General features: G+C 43.2%; 11 protein-coding genes. 6 read left to right on the top strand and 5 right to left on the bottom strand.

Translation table 11 applies throughout. The annotated features are described in order from the left end of the window. Window positions 1–873: 873 nt before the first annotated feature. The 6 genes from R2Q26_RS11610 to R2Q26_RS11585 all read left to right on the top strand — a co-directional run bounded on the left by R2Q26_RS11610 (window position 874) and on the right by R2Q26_RS11585 (window position 9,706). Window positions 874–1,788 (top strand): DUF5666 domain-containing protein, encoded by a 915-nt coding sequence (locus R2Q26_RS11610; RefSeq protein ID WP_317536428.1) that lies wholly within the window; start codon window positions 874–876, stop codon window positions 1,786–1,788. A 572-nt stretch (window positions 1,789–2,360) separates the two neighbouring features. Continuing rightward, window positions 2,361–4,154 carry a copper oxidase gene (locus tag R2Q26_RS11605; protein WP_317536427.1) on the top strand — a complete coding sequence of 598 codons (1,794 nt, stop codon included), beginning with the start codon at window positions 2,361–2,363 and terminating at the stop codon, window positions 4,152–4,154. A gap of 488 nt (window positions 4,155–4,642) precedes the next feature. After that, the gene (locus R2Q26_RS11600) at window positions 4,643–6,439 is read left to right on the top strand and encodes a copper oxidase (RefSeq protein ID WP_317536426.1); all 1,797 of its coding nucleotides are present in this window, start codon (window positions 4,643–4,645) and stop codon (window positions 6,437–6,439) included. 494 nt (window positions 6,440–6,933) lie between these two features. Next, window positions 6,934–7,614 carry a hypothetical protein gene (locus R2Q26_RS11595; RefSeq protein WP_317536425.1) on the top strand — a complete coding sequence of 227 codons (681 nt, stop codon included), beginning with the start codon at window positions 6,934–6,936 and terminating at the stop codon, window positions 7,612–7,614. Beyond that, complete coding sequence (locus R2Q26_RS11590; RefSeq protein ID WP_317536424.1) at window positions 7,592–8,719, top strand: hypothetical protein; 1,128 nt, start codon at window positions 7,592–7,594, stop codon at window positions 8,717–8,719. Before R2Q26_RS11595 ends, R2Q26_RS11590 begins: the two co-directional genes overlap by 23 nt. A gap of 543 nt (window positions 8,720–9,262) precedes the next feature. Beyond that, the gene (locus R2Q26_RS11585) at window positions 9,263–9,706 is read left to right on the top strand and encodes a DUF2147 domain-containing protein (protein ID WP_317536423.1); all 444 of its coding nucleotides are present in this window, start codon (window positions 9,263–9,265) and stop codon (window positions 9,704–9,706) included. Window positions 9,707–9,952: 246 nt separating this feature from the next. On the opposite strand, the gene R2Q26_RS11580 is transcribed toward R2Q26_RS11585, so the two are convergent. The 5 genes from R2Q26_RS11580 to hisD all read right to left on the bottom strand — a co-directional run bounded on the left by R2Q26_RS11580 (window position 9,953) and on the right by hisD (window position 16,122). Continuing rightward, window positions 9,953–10,276 carry an ATP synthase subunit I gene (locus R2Q26_RS11580; protein WP_317536422.1) on the bottom strand — a complete coding sequence of 108 codons (324 nt, stop codon included), beginning with the start codon at window positions 10,274–10,276 and terminating at the stop codon, window positions 9,953–9,955. 335 nt (window positions 10,277–10,611) lie between these two features. Then, window positions 10,612–11,469, bottom strand: coding sequence for a DUF4231 domain-containing protein (locus R2Q26_RS11575; protein WP_317536421.1), 858 nt, complete (start codon window positions 11,467–11,469; stop codon window positions 10,612–10,614). 353 nt (window positions 11,470–11,822) lie between these two features. Then, window positions 11,823–13,739: a diguanylate cyclase gene (locus R2Q26_RS11570; RefSeq protein ID WP_317536420.1), complete on the bottom strand. Its 1,917-nt coding sequence runs from the start codon at window positions 13,737–13,739 to the stop codon at window positions 11,823–11,825. A 465-nt stretch (window positions 13,740–14,204) separates the two neighbouring features. Beyond that, a complete protein-coding gene (greB, locus tag R2Q26_RS11565; protein WP_317536419.1) occupies window positions 14,205–14,798 on the bottom strand; it encodes a transcription elongation factor GreB in 594 nt (197 codons plus the stop codon). Window positions 14,799–14,823: 25 nt separating this feature from the next. After that, entirely contained in the window at window positions 14,824–16,122 is a 1,299-nt protein-coding gene (gene hisD / locus R2Q26_RS11560) for a histidinol dehydrogenase (RefSeq protein WP_317536418.1), read from the bottom strand. Window positions 16,123–16,141 lie beyond the last annotated feature (19 nt).

Below are 16,141 nucleotides of genomic sequence, written 5' to 3'. Positions count from 1 at the left end.
TGAGAAAAGCCATGGCACGGTCATTCGATGCTTTGTGGAAAACCATCGGCAGCATACTGCCGCTCTTCTCAGCATATAAATGCAGAAATCACTTCCTGAATTCAGAGTATGGACGTACTTTTCAGAGTATGGACGTACTTAAATGCAGAATGCTCTAGTCAGTTCAATGCGAAGCATGCATTGGCCGAGTAAACCAAAAATTGATTATTTATGATATTGCGCATGGCAAAGCAATAAAATGATTCTTGGGAGTTGACAAATAATTAATATTAATGGTATTAATAAAAAAGATTAATAATACTGATACTAGTAATGAGAATGATAATTAATTAAATATCATCAATTCATATTAATAATCAGTATGTTATAAATATTAGTGAGTAAAAAAATATAATAAAATGAGTTAAAAAGGAATTTTACTTTACTGCAACTATCGAATTTTAAATTTCTAAAAAATTTGAGGCAAGAAAATGGAACAAGGAGGATCAAGAAAGAAAAGGAAAAAATAGAACTACAGAAAGTAATGGATGAAGATAGAAAGTTTAATATCTTCTAAAAAATAGGTGACTGCATAGACCGTCAGTGGAATTTTTATCGATTCAACGATAATGCTGCTATTTTTATGCTTTACAACTATTTGCAACAAAACTTATTGATTAATTGGAATATTTATTTAGCATGAATCAGTGCTTATAACTATGACAAATAGTTATAACAATAAATGCAAATTTATAAGCAATTATTGCAATTAATCAAAAATCTATGTTGTTATGAGCCTTTCTTAGCGAAATATTTATCTAAATATCATATCAAGTATTAATTAAATTGGAAAGGGCATAAAGGCATATTTTTATCTTTTATTGGAGAAATATAATGAATTTTCGTCATAAAACATTTATCACTAGTTTGCTTTTATTAGTGTTATCGATTGTTATGACCACAACTGCGTTGGCCAAAAGCGCCGAGCTAGAATTCAAAGCAATAGTAACAGAAATAAATCTGCCTTCCGAAGGTGAAAACTCTGTTCGCGTCAAATTATTGAGCAACCTTGAGAATAATGTAGAAATTCCCGTCATGGTTACAGGGGCGACAGAAATTGAATCACATGGAGATGAAATAGCTTTATCTGAGTTAAGGGTCGGATATTTTGTCAAGATTAATGGTTTTTTTAGACCTTCTGGAATAGTAGTTGCTAATCAAATCGATGCGCTGGATAGCCACCTTGGAGAATACCGCATTCGAGGCTTGATCGAGCAGGTAGAAGAAGCGCCAAATGATAAGCTCGTTACAGTCTGGCACGACGATATCATGAGCGCTCCGACAGTGGAATTCATGCCAAATGGCAGGCGCATTACGGTAATCGACGTTCCTGTTCAAGTTGATACAAACACAGCTATTCGCAGGAGAGAGATGGGTGTCTCTCGCGGTTTGACTATGGAGGCATTGCAACCTGGGCAAAGCGTTGATATCAAGGGTGTATTTAACAATGGTGTGTTTCTTGCCGAGCGCATCGAAGTAGGACACCGTCCTGAAGGGGAGATCAAGTTGAAGGGCACTGTAGCAAGCGTAGCGAATGGCTCGGTCAGTATCGTCAATGTTAGCGGCGTGAATATGGCTGTGGTTCCGAATGACACAACCAAAGTACGTGGAAATCTAGCCGTAGGAGAGCTTATCGAAGTAAAAGGCCATTTTAATAAAAATATGCAGGTAGTTGCCGAAGAAATCAAGGTCGACGTTAACCGTAACGGCCATACTGGCGACGATCATGATTTTAGCCGAAGATCGTGATGCAAACACAAAGTAGTATTTGATGCAGCACTCTAAATATTGAGTGGTATCGCTGACTTGAAGGAAAAAGTGAAATTCAATTTTGAATTGGATGATAGCAAGCTCGATCAAGAATCATCGGTATTACAGCCAATTTTAGATGCAGTATCAAAGTATCACCCATTATCCTAGATAAACAGTTGATCGCTCATCTTGGAATTAACATTATGAATATAATGATTCTTATTATCACTTTCATTCGCATCTTGTGGGCGTTTCCGCTTCGGTGTGGATTGCATGATTTTGCAAGTACATGGCTGTGTTGTAACACCTTGGAATGGAGCGACCATTCCGCGTCGTTGCGTCTTTCCTGTACTTGCAAAACCGTTCACTCCATCCCACTCAACTGGAATCCAGGATTATTGTCCGTTAAGTATCAATGGTACAAACAATCGAAATCCTGGGCGAAAAAATGACTAAGTTCATTTATCGCTCAGATCGATGCCACGGATTTCGATCCGCGTCTCATGAGCACGAGGCGCTAAAAAATAGATAGTGGCATTTTAGTTTTTAACTTTAAAAATGAGGACATCATGTCGAGCATTAAACACTTTTTAGCTTTACTACTCGTTCTACCTGGCCTGGTCTGGGCAGGTTCAAACGAAATAAGATTTGAACTCAATGATATGCCAGGTAACTGGTTCAGAAACATCAATGGGCCAGTTGCTGGCTCAGGCTCATTAGGAGTTGGTACGCCAGGCGTCCGAGTTAAGTTCGGGATGGATTCAGAGACGGTGCATACCATGACCAGTCTGCTGTTCCCGAAGGGCGCCAAGAATATGCCGTTTGATACTGATGCGCAAAGGGGCAGTGCGGAAGTTGTATTGACCACACCCGGTTTATATGTATTTGTCTGTCAGGTTCACCCTTTTATGTTGGGTGCCGTAATCGTGGATGATCCGGCTACAGAAGGATTGGATCTGGGAGATAACATTACGTTGGCTAATGGCATCACCGTGCCTACTAGCAGTGATTTGGCAACACGTTTATTGCGCGGTTTTCTAGTGTTGACCGAACCAGATAACTGGCAGAATTTTGCATCAGGAGCTCCGTGGCATATCAATTATCCGAATGTGGATGTACGTATCGATAGTGGTGTTGTTAATCTGGCTGAAGTTTTGACAGCACGCTATGATAACGATACTTCGCTGCCGGCACTTCTAACGCCGACTCAACAGGGAGTAGGGGAAGTGTGGGTCAATACCCAGTTTGAACTGACAGCTAACAAGAAAAAACCGGGAGCTGCCACAGCGGTGAATGCCACTAACTGGGAAGTGAGTCGCAAAGTATTTTTGCCGAATATAGATATGAACAATCCGCATAATATGTGGACCGATCGCGCACAAAATCTGATTTATGTCACTGAATGGTTCAGTAGCAAGCTGACAATCTTTAATCGCCGCAGTGGCCAGTTTGTAAGCCGGGTATCGGTGGGCGATGCACCAGCACATGTGATGACGCGCGTGGACACTGATCAACTACATGTTTCGATCAATGGTTCCAATGATCGGGAATCAGTAGTTGAACTATCGCCGCTTAGCGGTAATATGGAACGGAGAATCGATATTGGCAGACCAGGTCCCCATGGACATTGGATGGGACATGATGGTGGCACTATGGTAACGCCCAATGTGTTTACGGGAGATTCAACGATTTTTGATTTTGCTCGAGATGCCATCCGTAATATTGTTCCGACCGGCGGTCCTGAGGCTCATCCGATTGCCGCGGGTATGTTGCCAGATTCCAGTAAATACTATGTGGCTAATTTTCTTGACAGTACCATAACTGTGATTGAAACGGCAACTGGAAACATCTTGAAGACAATCAATTTACTACAAAATTATGATCCCGTTTCTGGAGATATAACTGGCCCAGTTGGCGCTTTGCCGATCCAAACACCAGTAAGTCCTGATGGGGTTGCCATGGTCACGGCCAATATTCTGACCGATACCATCACTATCGTGAATACCAAAACTGATGAGCTAGTCGCCGCGCTTCCTTGTGCCGCGGGTTGCCATGGCGTGCAGTTTGGCGCCAAAAACGGAGGTGGATATTATGCTTATGTGAGCAGTCAATCAGCTAATATATTACAAGTAGTGGATATCGACCCAAATGGTGATGGCAATCCGGCTGACGCAGCACTAGTAGGCAGAGTTTTGCTAACACCGGGTGCAAACACAGCCATGGATGACACTATTAAAGCTCACTCAGGAATGGGTGGGCAAGGGGTGCTGGCTGTTCCTGTGGTTTACAATGGCTGGGTGCAGAATTTGCCCCAGGAATGGAAAGACCAATTGACGGTGAAGCAGCGCGATCCGCTAAAATAATCGTTTTATCAAGGTTTTTGCACTAAAAACCTTTTTTCGGGGGAGGATGATCGGCTCAGGTTAATCGATTGTGCCCGATCCTTCTCCCACCCGACGTGTAGTAGCTTCTACTGATATTTCTTCGTAGTCAGGTTGGCTTTGCAGTTTCTACCTTGTGTTTTATAACTCCTCGGAATGGAACGACTATTCCGTATCGTTGCGCCTTCCCTGGCACACGCAAAACCGCACACTCCATCCCGTACAGCTGAAATCTAGGTTTATCTAGGTTTGTTGTCTATCAAATATCAATGCATCCCGCACAACTGAAATCTAGATTTATTGTCTATTAAGTATCGATGGTGCAAACAATCGAAATCCTGGACGAAAAAATGGTTGAGTTCATTTATCGACCAGATCGATGCCACGGATTCCGATCCGCGCCTCATGAGTACGAGGCACTAGAAAATAGATAGTGGCATTTTAGCTTTTAATTTAAAAGTGAGGAAATCATGTTTACCATTAAACACTTTTTAACTTTACTAGTTGTTCTATCTGGCTTGGTGGTTTGGGCAGGTTTAACAAGCTCAAACGAAATAAGATTTGAACTCAATGATATGCCAGGTAACTGGTTCAGAAACATCAATGGGCCAGTTGCTGGCTCAGGCTCATTAGGAGTTGGTACGCCAGGCGTCCGAGTTAAGTTCGGGATGGATTCAGAGACGGTGCATACCATGACCAGTCTGCTGTTCCCGAAGGGCGCCGCGAATATGCCGTTTGATACTGATGCGCAAAAGGGCAGTGCGAGTGTTGTATTGACCACCCCGGGTTTATATGTATTTTTCTGTCAGGTTCACCCTTTTATGATGGGTACCGTAATCGTGGATGATCCGGCTACAGAAGGATTGGATCTGGGAGATAACATTACATTGGCCAATGGCATCACCGTGCCTACCAGCAGTGATTTGGCAACACGTTTATTGCGCGGTTTTCTAGTGTTGACCGAACCAGATAACTGGCAGAATTTTGCATCAGGAGCGCCGTGGCATATCAATTATCCGAATGTGAATGTACGTACCGATAGTGGTGTTGTTAATCTGGCTGAGGTTTTGACAGCACGCTATGGTAACGATACTTCGCTACCGACACTTTTAACGCCGTCTCAACAAGGGGTAGGGGAAGTGTGGGTTAATACCCAGTTTGAATTGACAGCCAACAAGAAAAAACCGGGGGCTGCCACGGCAGTGAATACCACTGATTGGCAAGTGAGTCGCAAAGTGTTTTTGCAGATGAACAACCCGCATAATATGTGGACCGATCGCGCACAAAATCTGATTTATGCCACTGAATGGTTTAGTAGCAGGCTGACAATCTTTGATCGCCGCAGTGGCCAGTCTGTAGGTCAGGTATCGGTGGGCGATGCACCGGCACATGTGATGACGCGTGTAGACACCGATCAACTGCATGTTTCGATTAATGGTTCCAACGATCGGGAATCAGTAGTTGAACTATCGCCACTTGGCCGTAATGTGGAACGGAGAATCGATATTGGTAGACCAGGTCCTCATGGACATTGGATGGGACATGATGGCGGCACCATGGTAACACCCAATGTGTTTACAGGAGATTCAACAATTTTTGATTTTGCTCGAAATGGCATACGTAATATCATTCCGACCGGCGGTCCTGAGGCTCACCCGATTGCCACGGGTATGATGCCGGATTCCAGTAAATACTATGTGGCTAATTTTCTTGACAGTACCATAACTGTGATTGAAACGGCAACTGGAAATATCTTGAAGACAATCAATCTACTGCAAAATTATGATCCCGTTTCCGGACAAATGACTGGCCCAGTTGGCGCTTTGCCGATTCAAACGCCAGTAAGTCCTGATGGGGTTGCCATGGTCACGGCCAATATTCTGACCGATACCATCACTATCGTGAATACCAAAACTGATGAGCTAGTCGCCGCGCTTCCTTGTGCCGCGGGTTGCCATGGCGTGCAGTTTGGCGCCAAAAACGGAGGTGGATATTATGCTTATGTGAGCAGTCAATCAGCTAATATATTACAAGTAGTGGATATCGACCCAAATGGTGATGGCAATCCGGCTGACGCAGCACTAGTAGGCAGAGTTTTGCTAACACCGGGTGCAAACACAGCCATGGATGACACTATTACAGCTCACTCAGGGATGGGGGGGCAAGGGGTGCTGGCTGTTCCTGTGGTTTACAATGGCTGGGTGCAAAATTTGCCTCAGGAATGGAAAGATAAACTAACTGTGAAGCAGCGCGATCCGCTAAAGTAATCATTTTATCAAAGGTTTTGCGCTAAAAATCTTTTTTTCGGGGGAGGATGATCGGCTCAGATTAATAGCTTGTGCCCGATCCTTCTCCCACCGGATGTGTGGTTTTGGCTTCTACTGATATTTCTTCGTATTCAGGTTGGCTTTGCAGTTTCTATCTTGTGTGTTGTAGCTCCTTGGAATGGAACGACCATTCCGTGTTGTTGCGCCTTCCCTATATTCTCAAAACCACCCACTCCATTCCATCCAACTGGAATCTAGGATTATTGTCCGTTAAGTTATTAATATTAATTAATTATTTTTTTAATTGATAATTATTATCATTATTATGTGCCATTTATCAATGGTACAAATAATCGAAATCCTGGGCGAAAAGATGACTAAGTTCATTTATCGCCCAGATCAATGCCACGGATTTCGATCCGCGCTTCGTGCTCATGAGGCGCTAAAAAATAGATAGTGGCATTTTAGCTTTTAACTATAAAAATGAGGACATCATGCTGAGCATTAAACGCTTTTTAGCTTTACTACTCGTTCTACCTGGCCTGGTTTGGGCAGGTTCAAACGAAATAAGATTTGAACTCAATGATATGCCAGGTAACTGGTTCAAAAACACAACTGGGCCAGTTGCTGGCGCAGGCTCATTAGGAGTTGGTGCGCCAGGCGTCCGAGTTAAGTTCGGGATGGATTCTAATACCGTACATACTATGACCAGTTTGCTGTACCCGAAGGGCGCCAGGAATATGCCGTTTGATACTGATGCGCAAAGGGGCAGTGCAGAAGTTCAATTGACCACCCCCGGTTTATATGTATTTGTCTGCCAGGTTCACCCTTTTATGTTGGGTGCCGTAATCGTGGATGATCCAGCTACAGAAGGATTGGATCTGGGAGATAACATTACGTTGGCTAATGGCATCACTGTGCCTACTAGCAGTGATTTGGCAACACGTTTATTGCGCGGTTTTCTAGTATTGACCGAACCAGGTAACTGGCAGAATTTTGCATCAGGAAAGCCGTGGCATATCAATTATCCGAATGTGAATGTACGTACCGATAGTGGTGTTGTTAATCTGGCTAAGGTTTTGACAGCGCGCTATGGTAACGATACTTCGCTACCGAAACTTTTAACGCCGGCTCAACAAGGGGTAGGGGGAAGTGTGGGTCAATACCCAGTTTGAATTGACAGCCAACAAGAAAAAACCGGGAGCTGCCACAGCAGTGAATGCCACTAATTGGGAAGTGAGTCGCAAAGTGTTTTTGCAGATGAACAATCCACATAATATGTGGACCGATCGTGCACAAAATCTGATTTATGCCACTGAATGGTTTGATAGCAAGCTGACAATCTTTGATCGCCGCACTGGCAAATCTGTAAATCGGATATCGGTGGGTGATGCACCAGCGCATGTGATGACGCGTGTAGACACCGATCAACTGCATGTTTCGATCAATGGTTCCAACGATCGGGACTCAGTAGTTGAACTATCGCCACTTGGCGGTAATGTGGAACGGAGAATCGATATCGGCAGACCAGGTCCCCATGCACATTGGATGGGACATGATGGCGGCACCATGGTAACGCCCAATGTGTTCACGGGGGACTCAACGATTTATGATTTTGCTCGAGATGGCATCCGTAATATCGTTCCGACCGGTGGTCCCGAGGCTCATCCGATTGCCACGGGTATGATGCCGGATTCCAGTAAATACTATGTGGCTAATTTTCTCGACAGTACCGTAACTGTGATTGAAACGGCTACTGGAAACATCTTGAAGACAATCAATCTACTGCAAAATTATGATCCCGTTTCCGGAAATATAACTGGCCCAGTTGGCGCTTTGCCGATCCAAACACCAGTAAGTCCTGATGGGATTGCCATGGTCACGGCCAATATTCTGACTGATACCATCACTATCGTGAATACCAAAACTGATGAGCTGGTCGCCGCACTTCCTTGTGCCGCGGGCTGCCATGGCGTGCAGTTTGGTGCCAAAAAAGGAGGTGGATATTATGCTTATGTGAGCAGTCAATCAGCTAATGTATTGCAAGTAGTAGATATCGACCCAAATGGTGATGGCAATCCGGCTGACGCGGCAGTGATAGGCAGAATTTTGCTAACACCGGGTGCAAACACAGCTATGGATGACACTATTAAAGCTCATTCAGGAATGGGTGGGCAAGGGGTGCTGGCTGTTCCTGTGGTTTACAATGGCTGGGTGCAAAAATTGCCCCAGGAATGGAAAGACCAATTGACTGTGAAGCAGCGCGATCCACTAAAATAATTGTTTTATCAAAGCTTTTGCGCTAAAAACCTTTTTTCCGGGGGAGGATGATCGGCTCAGGTTAATAGATTGTGCCCGATCCTTCTCCCACCGGATGTGTGGTTTTGGCTTTTACTGATATTTCTTCGTATTCAGGTTGGCTTTGCAGTTTCTATCTTGTGTTTTGTTACAGTTTTCGTAACTGCTTCGGGGTTATTTCCTTTCAACCTAAGATTTGTCACTTTATACTTCGACATCAAGCACCAAACACATGGTGCTGATCTAGTAGGTATGCAGTATATGTCAATGTTTCTTTACTCAAATTCCGTTTCACTCATTGGGTGACTCCTTCGTTTAACCGGAAAAATTTTATAGTAGTATGTTTGAGGCAGATTTTGTAAGCTTAACCGTGGAAAATAGGATTACTGCATGATGAAGCTAAAGTCTATGATCTTCCCTTTTCTTTTTTGATATATTGCGCAGAAAAGAACTGATTCCTTTAAAGGAATATCTGATTTAATAAGGTAGTTTTATTTTTAAAATAATTTTTATAGACAGTAAGCCATGCCATATTCAATTGTTATCACATTACTTGCCCTCCTGACATTCCCCGCAGTACTTTATGCTGACAGCAGTAAGGAAGTGACAGGTTTGTGGTTAACCAAAAAAAAGGATGTTGCCGTGCGATTAGAGTACTGCAATGATAAGAGTTTGTGCGGTCATATTGCCTGGCTCAACCCTAAAGAAAGCGCAGAAAATCCGACACTGTGTGGCACCAAAGTATTGTGGGATATGCGATCAAAAAAAGATGATCCTACTGAATGGGTAGGAGGAACCCTTTACAAAGCTGATGAAGATAAGTATTACAGTGCTAATCTCCGTCTGGCAGATGCAAATACCTTAGATCTGCGCGTCTATATTGGTATTCCGATGCTTGGCAAAACCAAAAGACTAACCCGGATAACAGAAAGCACACATCCACCTTGCCATTTGTTGGCTAAAGATTAAGATTATTATTCAATTCTTATCAAGTAGTGGAGTTGATCGGGCGTTGCCAATTTATTCCATTTCTAACAGGCTGTTGAAAAAACTATCTGCATTGCCGCTGCGGTGTTAAAAACAGGCTCAAAATGCTCATTTATCAGGTATAAACTCTGCTTTTTTGCCTGTTTTTGCCTATCATCGACTGCCTCGAATACGTTTTTCAACAGCCTGCTAAATCAAACTTGACTTGGTCGGCTTCTACTTGCCGTATTATTTATTTTCCGTAGCTCCACTTCTTTCTCTATTGGAAATAAGATTGTTCAATTGTGATAGACGCTGAGTCATCAGCCATCGTACCAAGGTAAACCCGACGACTGAGGCCAACAAATGATGCCAGTCGCTAAATTGCATGATGGCAAACAATGCAACCGTTGCCAGTACTATGCGAAATACCATACCTGCTACCATCTGCAGAACAGGATAGGAGCGACGTGATAATGTTTGTAGAGAATACCACAGCGCCAGGAGGGACAGCAATCCAAGCATCACGCCTGCAGCAAATGCAATCATTAATGTCAGAATTAGATTTGTCATGCTATGCTGACTTGTGAAAATATGCCAATATGATTGAGATGAATAGGAGTGTAATCGATGAATACTCCTAGGAATAGGCGTATTAATTCATTTCTAAATCAAACCTGATTTTATCGGCTTCTCCTTGTCATATTATTTATACTGTCTGCGGCTCGTTCTTGCACCATATTTGATTTGGAAATGGAATAAGATTCTTTGAGATTTTTTTAAAACTCTTGAATCTTTTTTCAATTGCTATTCCTGCGAGAATACGTGTTAAAAAAGAAGTGACTCCTTCTTCAGACTAGAAAGGCATGGTGGATGTGAATCATCCTAAAAACTGTTTGTAGGATCATCTATGATTTTGTCCATAATTCCAGCCACGCGCTATTTTCTGCTGCCAGCACTGTTTCACATTCCATTATCCAATCAGCCGCTGCAGTCTTATCAATCAACATTTTCAGCTTAAGCTCTTCAAGCTGATTGGCCTTGGCGCGATAGTTTGGAATGAGTTTATCAAAGCGGGCAGCCTCAAGATGCGATACTATTATGCCTCCCAGCGTAGTCAGAACAGCAGCAAGGGCTGCCAAATCAATATCGATAAAGGGTGTGGCTGCTATTGCTGCAATGAAAGCAGCTGCGAACGAAAGTACCCATTCCATGGTATGTAATCGTTGAGAATATTTATCGTATTGGATGGCTCGATCACGGTAGTACTTGATTTGAGTATCGATTCGCTGTTCCATGTATTCATTTAGATCCAGATCTTTTCTGGGACAGCTACCATCATTTTTGGCTTTTCTCTCAAACTGGAGCAGATCGCTCACCTTATTTTCAATCTTGGCTTTCTGGTGAAGGAGAATACTGTCGCGTGTATGAAGATCAGTGTATAGGCCGGCTTGGGTAGCGTAGAGAAAAGCTTCTCTTTTTAATACTTCGGAAGCCATGCGCGCCTGCAAATGGCGGTCGGTGATATCTTTGTTCAGCCACCTTGCAGTGATAAACGTGACAAACGTAAGACTTATCGCGCTCATTACCGCAAGATAGTTCGCAATATTTGGACTGATTTGCTGGGTTGCAAACGCTGCAAACAAAGCGCCCAGGATTGAAGCAATAAATGTTGAATAGCGTGCGCGATCGGTAGCAGATTTTATGGCACTGGCTGTTTCTGACCAGACTGCCTGACGGTTGGCAACGGATTCTAAGATGGACATTATGGGAGCTCTTTTCCTTTTAACAAGGTTGTTACAAGCAAAGCTACTTGGTGCAGTAAACGGTATTTTGCCTTAAAAACAAGGTTTGCAAAAATACAATGCTACTATCTTGTCAACTTTTTAGAATTATGTTTGATCGAGCTTTTTACCAATTAATACTTAAAAAATCTCTCAGAGGATGTGAATAAATCTGCTACGCACCCAAATTGCTGTGTTGGGCGGTACTCGTTCCTCGCCTATCTATTTGATATGTAGCTACGCTGAAACTTTGTTTTCTCGTCTCTGCGTTTCGTCCGCCTCGCACTTTGGGCACTCGCCACGATTTTTTAGAGAAACTTCGTTTTCACAACCTCTCAGTAAAAATTAGAGCTAATAAGTTGATTTTCAATTGCTAAATAAACTCTGTCTCTTCCAGCATTTTTAGCCGCATAAAGTGCTTTATCTGCTGCTTTTACCAACTGCTCGTCACTTTTCATAGCTGCATCTTTCAAGGCAATACCGATACTGATAGAAATCTGAATACGGATTTCGTCAATATTGATTTCCTGCATTCTTACATGCTGGCGTAGTCTTTCTGCAAGAGGAAAAACAGATTTCGCATCTGTGCATCCATTCGGGCAAATCATCAAAAACTCTTCTCCCCCTATACGGCAAAAAATTTCGCCTTTACGTGTAATATTTCGTATGGAAGTAGCAACTTCCTTGAGTACTTTATCGCCTATAGCATGACCATAGGTGTCATTGATCTTTTTGAAATGATCAATATCGATCAGCATGACTGCTATGGATTGACCAGATCGTTTCGCGTTATTCCAGATTCCGGTTAATGCTTTCATGCCAGCGCGACGGTTGGGTATTCCTGTTAGCATATCAGTCAATGCAGCATGTTTTAGTTTATGGTTCGTTATGGCCAATTCAGCGGCGAAGCGTTTGAGATATGCTCGATCACGCTCCCAAGTTTCCCGCAGCTTTTTATAATGCCAGGCAGCACGTAATCTGGCACGAAAGGCAGGAACATTGATCGGTTTTGTCACATAATCATTAACCCCTGCTTCAAAAGCCTCTGCAATCTTTTTATCATCTTCGTAACCCGTAAGCATGATGATGTAGATATTTTGACCCCAATCTGCAGCACGTAACGATCGAGTTAATTCCAGACCATCCATGACTGGCATAGCCCAGTCTGTTACGATAATATGGGGCATTATATCCATAATTAATGACAATGCCTGTTTGCCATTACTGGCTGAGAATACAGTGTGACCGAGAGTGTTAGACAGCACCTCTTCAGCAATTTCAAGACCGAATGGATCATCCTCAACTAAAAGTACCCTCAAGGGAGTGTCGTTCGTTGTCATTTCCAGGGAAGGTGCAGAAGCGCTGACCATCTTATGAAAAGATGGAAGATTTGCGGTTTTTATCTTAAGTATTTTTCCACAAGAGTGCCATTCCTGAGTAATTTTGTCTATAAGGCTACCAAATGATTCTGCGTCAAGGCCAATTTTGCTACCGAGTAACATAAGCTCAGAAATTCGATTAGTGCGCTCTGATTCCGAAGCTAATCCCAAATCAGCGATTTGTTTGGCTAAATGCACCAGGTTCACGAGTTGAAATGGATAAGAGCCTTCAGAAAAACCCGATTCTGTGGGTACTTCATGATAATAAACCGCTTCTACTAAAATCATGGGAATGCCAAAATCGATCAGCATGGCCGCGGTCAATTGGTTGTGATCCGTTTGCAGAGACTGCTGCTCAAGTGCAACCAGAGAAATGCTCGAGTCTTGTTTTTCTGCCAGCTCTGCATATTCCTCTGGATGAGTTGTAGCCAGCGCTAAACACCCGATACGTGCCATTAAACCACAAGCAAATAGCTCATCTTGCGCACAAACTCGAGTCGTTTTGCCTAATTCCTGCATAGCAAGCGCCATCAACAACGAATGTGACCAAAATTCTTGATAATTAAATCCTTTACAAGAGCCATTCTGATATTGATCTATCAGTGAGAATCCTCTTACTAGCTGTTTGATAACGGGTAAACCAACACGAGAAACAGCCTCTGATAGAGAAGTAATAACATGGGCAGTCTGATTTGATGCATTAACTAGATGAATGAGGTAGCTGCAGAGCGACGAATCAGTTTGAATGAGCTTGGCAATTTCGTTGTAGGTAACATCTTTTTGCTGGCAAGCCTCTAATAACGCCTGTGCGATTCCCTTGGAACTCGGGAGTAATGAGTTAATTTTTAATTGATCGATATCAGCTATTTTCATAGCGTGATTCCTTTAATTCGATTATTTTAATTCCCTGTACAGTTGCGGTGAAATCAAGGTTTTTGACCGAGTGATGATTGCTCAAACAATAGCAAGAAGATGAGTTTAATCATCAAGCAAACTATTTATAACGCTTTAATCAATCTTGATATTATTAAGAGAGATATTCTGAGTAATTCATGGAGTTATGGTCTGTATCAAAATCATCTTATGTAATTCGAATTTAATTATACATAATGCATTATCTAAGTTAAGTATACAAAGATAAATAGTTCTCAAATCGATGATTCGATGGTTAATTAGACTTCATTTAATTAGTTTGGTGATAAAACTAGATGTGATTCAATAGATTAGGAAATTCAATTAACATGGAATCACTGAGGTAAAACATGAGCAATATAAGAAAAAAGTTTTACGAAAAAATTTAAGTTTGCCTGAATAGGCAAGGGGCATTTGGAAAGATAGTTATTTTGAGGTAACAGGTTCAAAAGGCGGAATAAAAATCTGTTGATAATCAACTGACAGGATATCGAGTTTTTCAATGCCAGCAGGAGTAAGCAGAGTGACAGTATCGCCTTCGCGGGCAGAGATCAACGCGCGTGCTACCGGAGATATCCAGCTGATATAGCCTCTCAAAGGATCGATTTCATCTACCCCAACGATAGAAACAGTTTTTTCATGACTGTTCTGATCAGCGTAGCAGACGGTTGCGCCAAAAAAGATGCGTGATGGATCTTCACGTGGTGCTGTCGGATCGACTATTTCAGCCATATCCAGTCGTTTGGATAGAAAGCGTAGCCGCTTGTCTATTTCACGCAGACGTTTCTTGCCATAGATGTAATCACCATTTTCTGAACGATCTCCATTGCCAGCAGCCCATGCGACTGTTGCGGTAACATCGGGTCGTTCTTTATTGAGCAGCCATAAATATTCTTCAGTCAGGCGAGCATGACCGCCTGGAGTAATATAGTTCTTGCTACCAATAGGTAGCGGAGAAGCAGATGCTTCTTCATCAAACTCGTCAGCTGTATCCGTTTCTTTTATAAATGCTTTACTCATGGGTGTACTGTCCTATTTTAGAGAGCTATTTACAGCGGAATTCAGCAGACATGGCATGGGCTTGTAGTCCCTCGCCTCTGGCCAGGGTAGAAGCGATAGTACCCAGTGTGGCGGCGCCTTGCTGTGATACCTGGATCAGGCTAGTGCGTTTCTGAAAGTCGTAAACGCCCAAGGGTGAAGAAAAGCGCGCCGTGCCGGAAGTCGGTAGCACGTGATTGGGTCCAGCGCAATAATCTCCCAGCGCTTCACAAGTATAATGTCCCATGAAAATTGCACCGGCATGCTTCAATTTGTCGATCCACTGCTCTGGTTTAGACACCGATAACTCCAGATGTTCTGGGGCAATGCGGTTTGCGATCGTGCACGCTTCCTCTAAATCGCGTACCTTGATCAAGGCTCCCCGTGCTTCCAGTGAGGCGCGAATGATTTCTTTTCGTGGCATGGCTTCAAGCTGCCGGGTAATGCTTGCTGCAACTGCATCTAGAAAATTTTGATCCGGACAAAGCAGCATGGCTTGTGCCTGTTCATCATGCTCGGCTTGTGAAAATAAATCCATGGCGACCCAATCTGGATCAATATTGCCATCACAAATCACCAGGATTTCCGAAGGACCCGCGACCATATCGATACCTACCAGGCCAAAAACAAAACGTTTGGCTGCTGCCACATAAGCATTACCAGGTCCTACGATTTTATCGACTTTTGGTATGGTCGCCGTGCCATAGGCTAAAGCACCGATTGCCTGAGCACCGCCTATGGTAAAAATACGGTCTACTGCGGAAATGGCTGCGGCAGCAAGGACCAGATCATTTTTTTCACCACGAGGGGTGGGAACGACCATAATCAGCTCGTTAACACCTGCTACCTTGGCCGGGATGGCATTCATCAGCACGGAGGAGGGATAGGAGGCTTTGCCACCAGGTACATACAGTCCTACGCGATCGATCGCGGTGATTTTTTGTCCTAGTAATGTACCGTCTGACTCGGTATATTGCCAGGATTGTGATAATTGCTTTTCATGATAAGCACGTATCCGCCGTGCAGCTTGTTCCAGTGCCTCTCTTTCGGCAGTTTGAAGTCGTTGTAAAGATTGTTGCCAGTCGCTTTTAGGCAATTCAATCTCTGTAATCGAGGAGAGCTCTAAATGATCAAAGCGACGGGTATAATCAAGTAATGCGTCATCTCCACGTTTTTTGATATCGGCCAGGATATGGGTGACAGTTTCATTAACAGTTTCATCCTGCGTACTTTCAAAAGCCAATAAGGCGCTCAGTGCTTCCTCAAATTTAGCGTCGGTGGAAGACAATCGGTTGAGTTTAATCATAACTGTGTGCTTTGAAGAA

The organism is Nitrosomonas sp. Is37, assembly GCF_033063275.1.
Lineage (GTDB): Bacteria > Pseudomonadota > Gammaproteobacteria > Burkholderiales > Nitrosomonadaceae > Nitrosomonas.
This window is presented reverse-complemented; position numbering and strand designations above follow the sequence as displayed.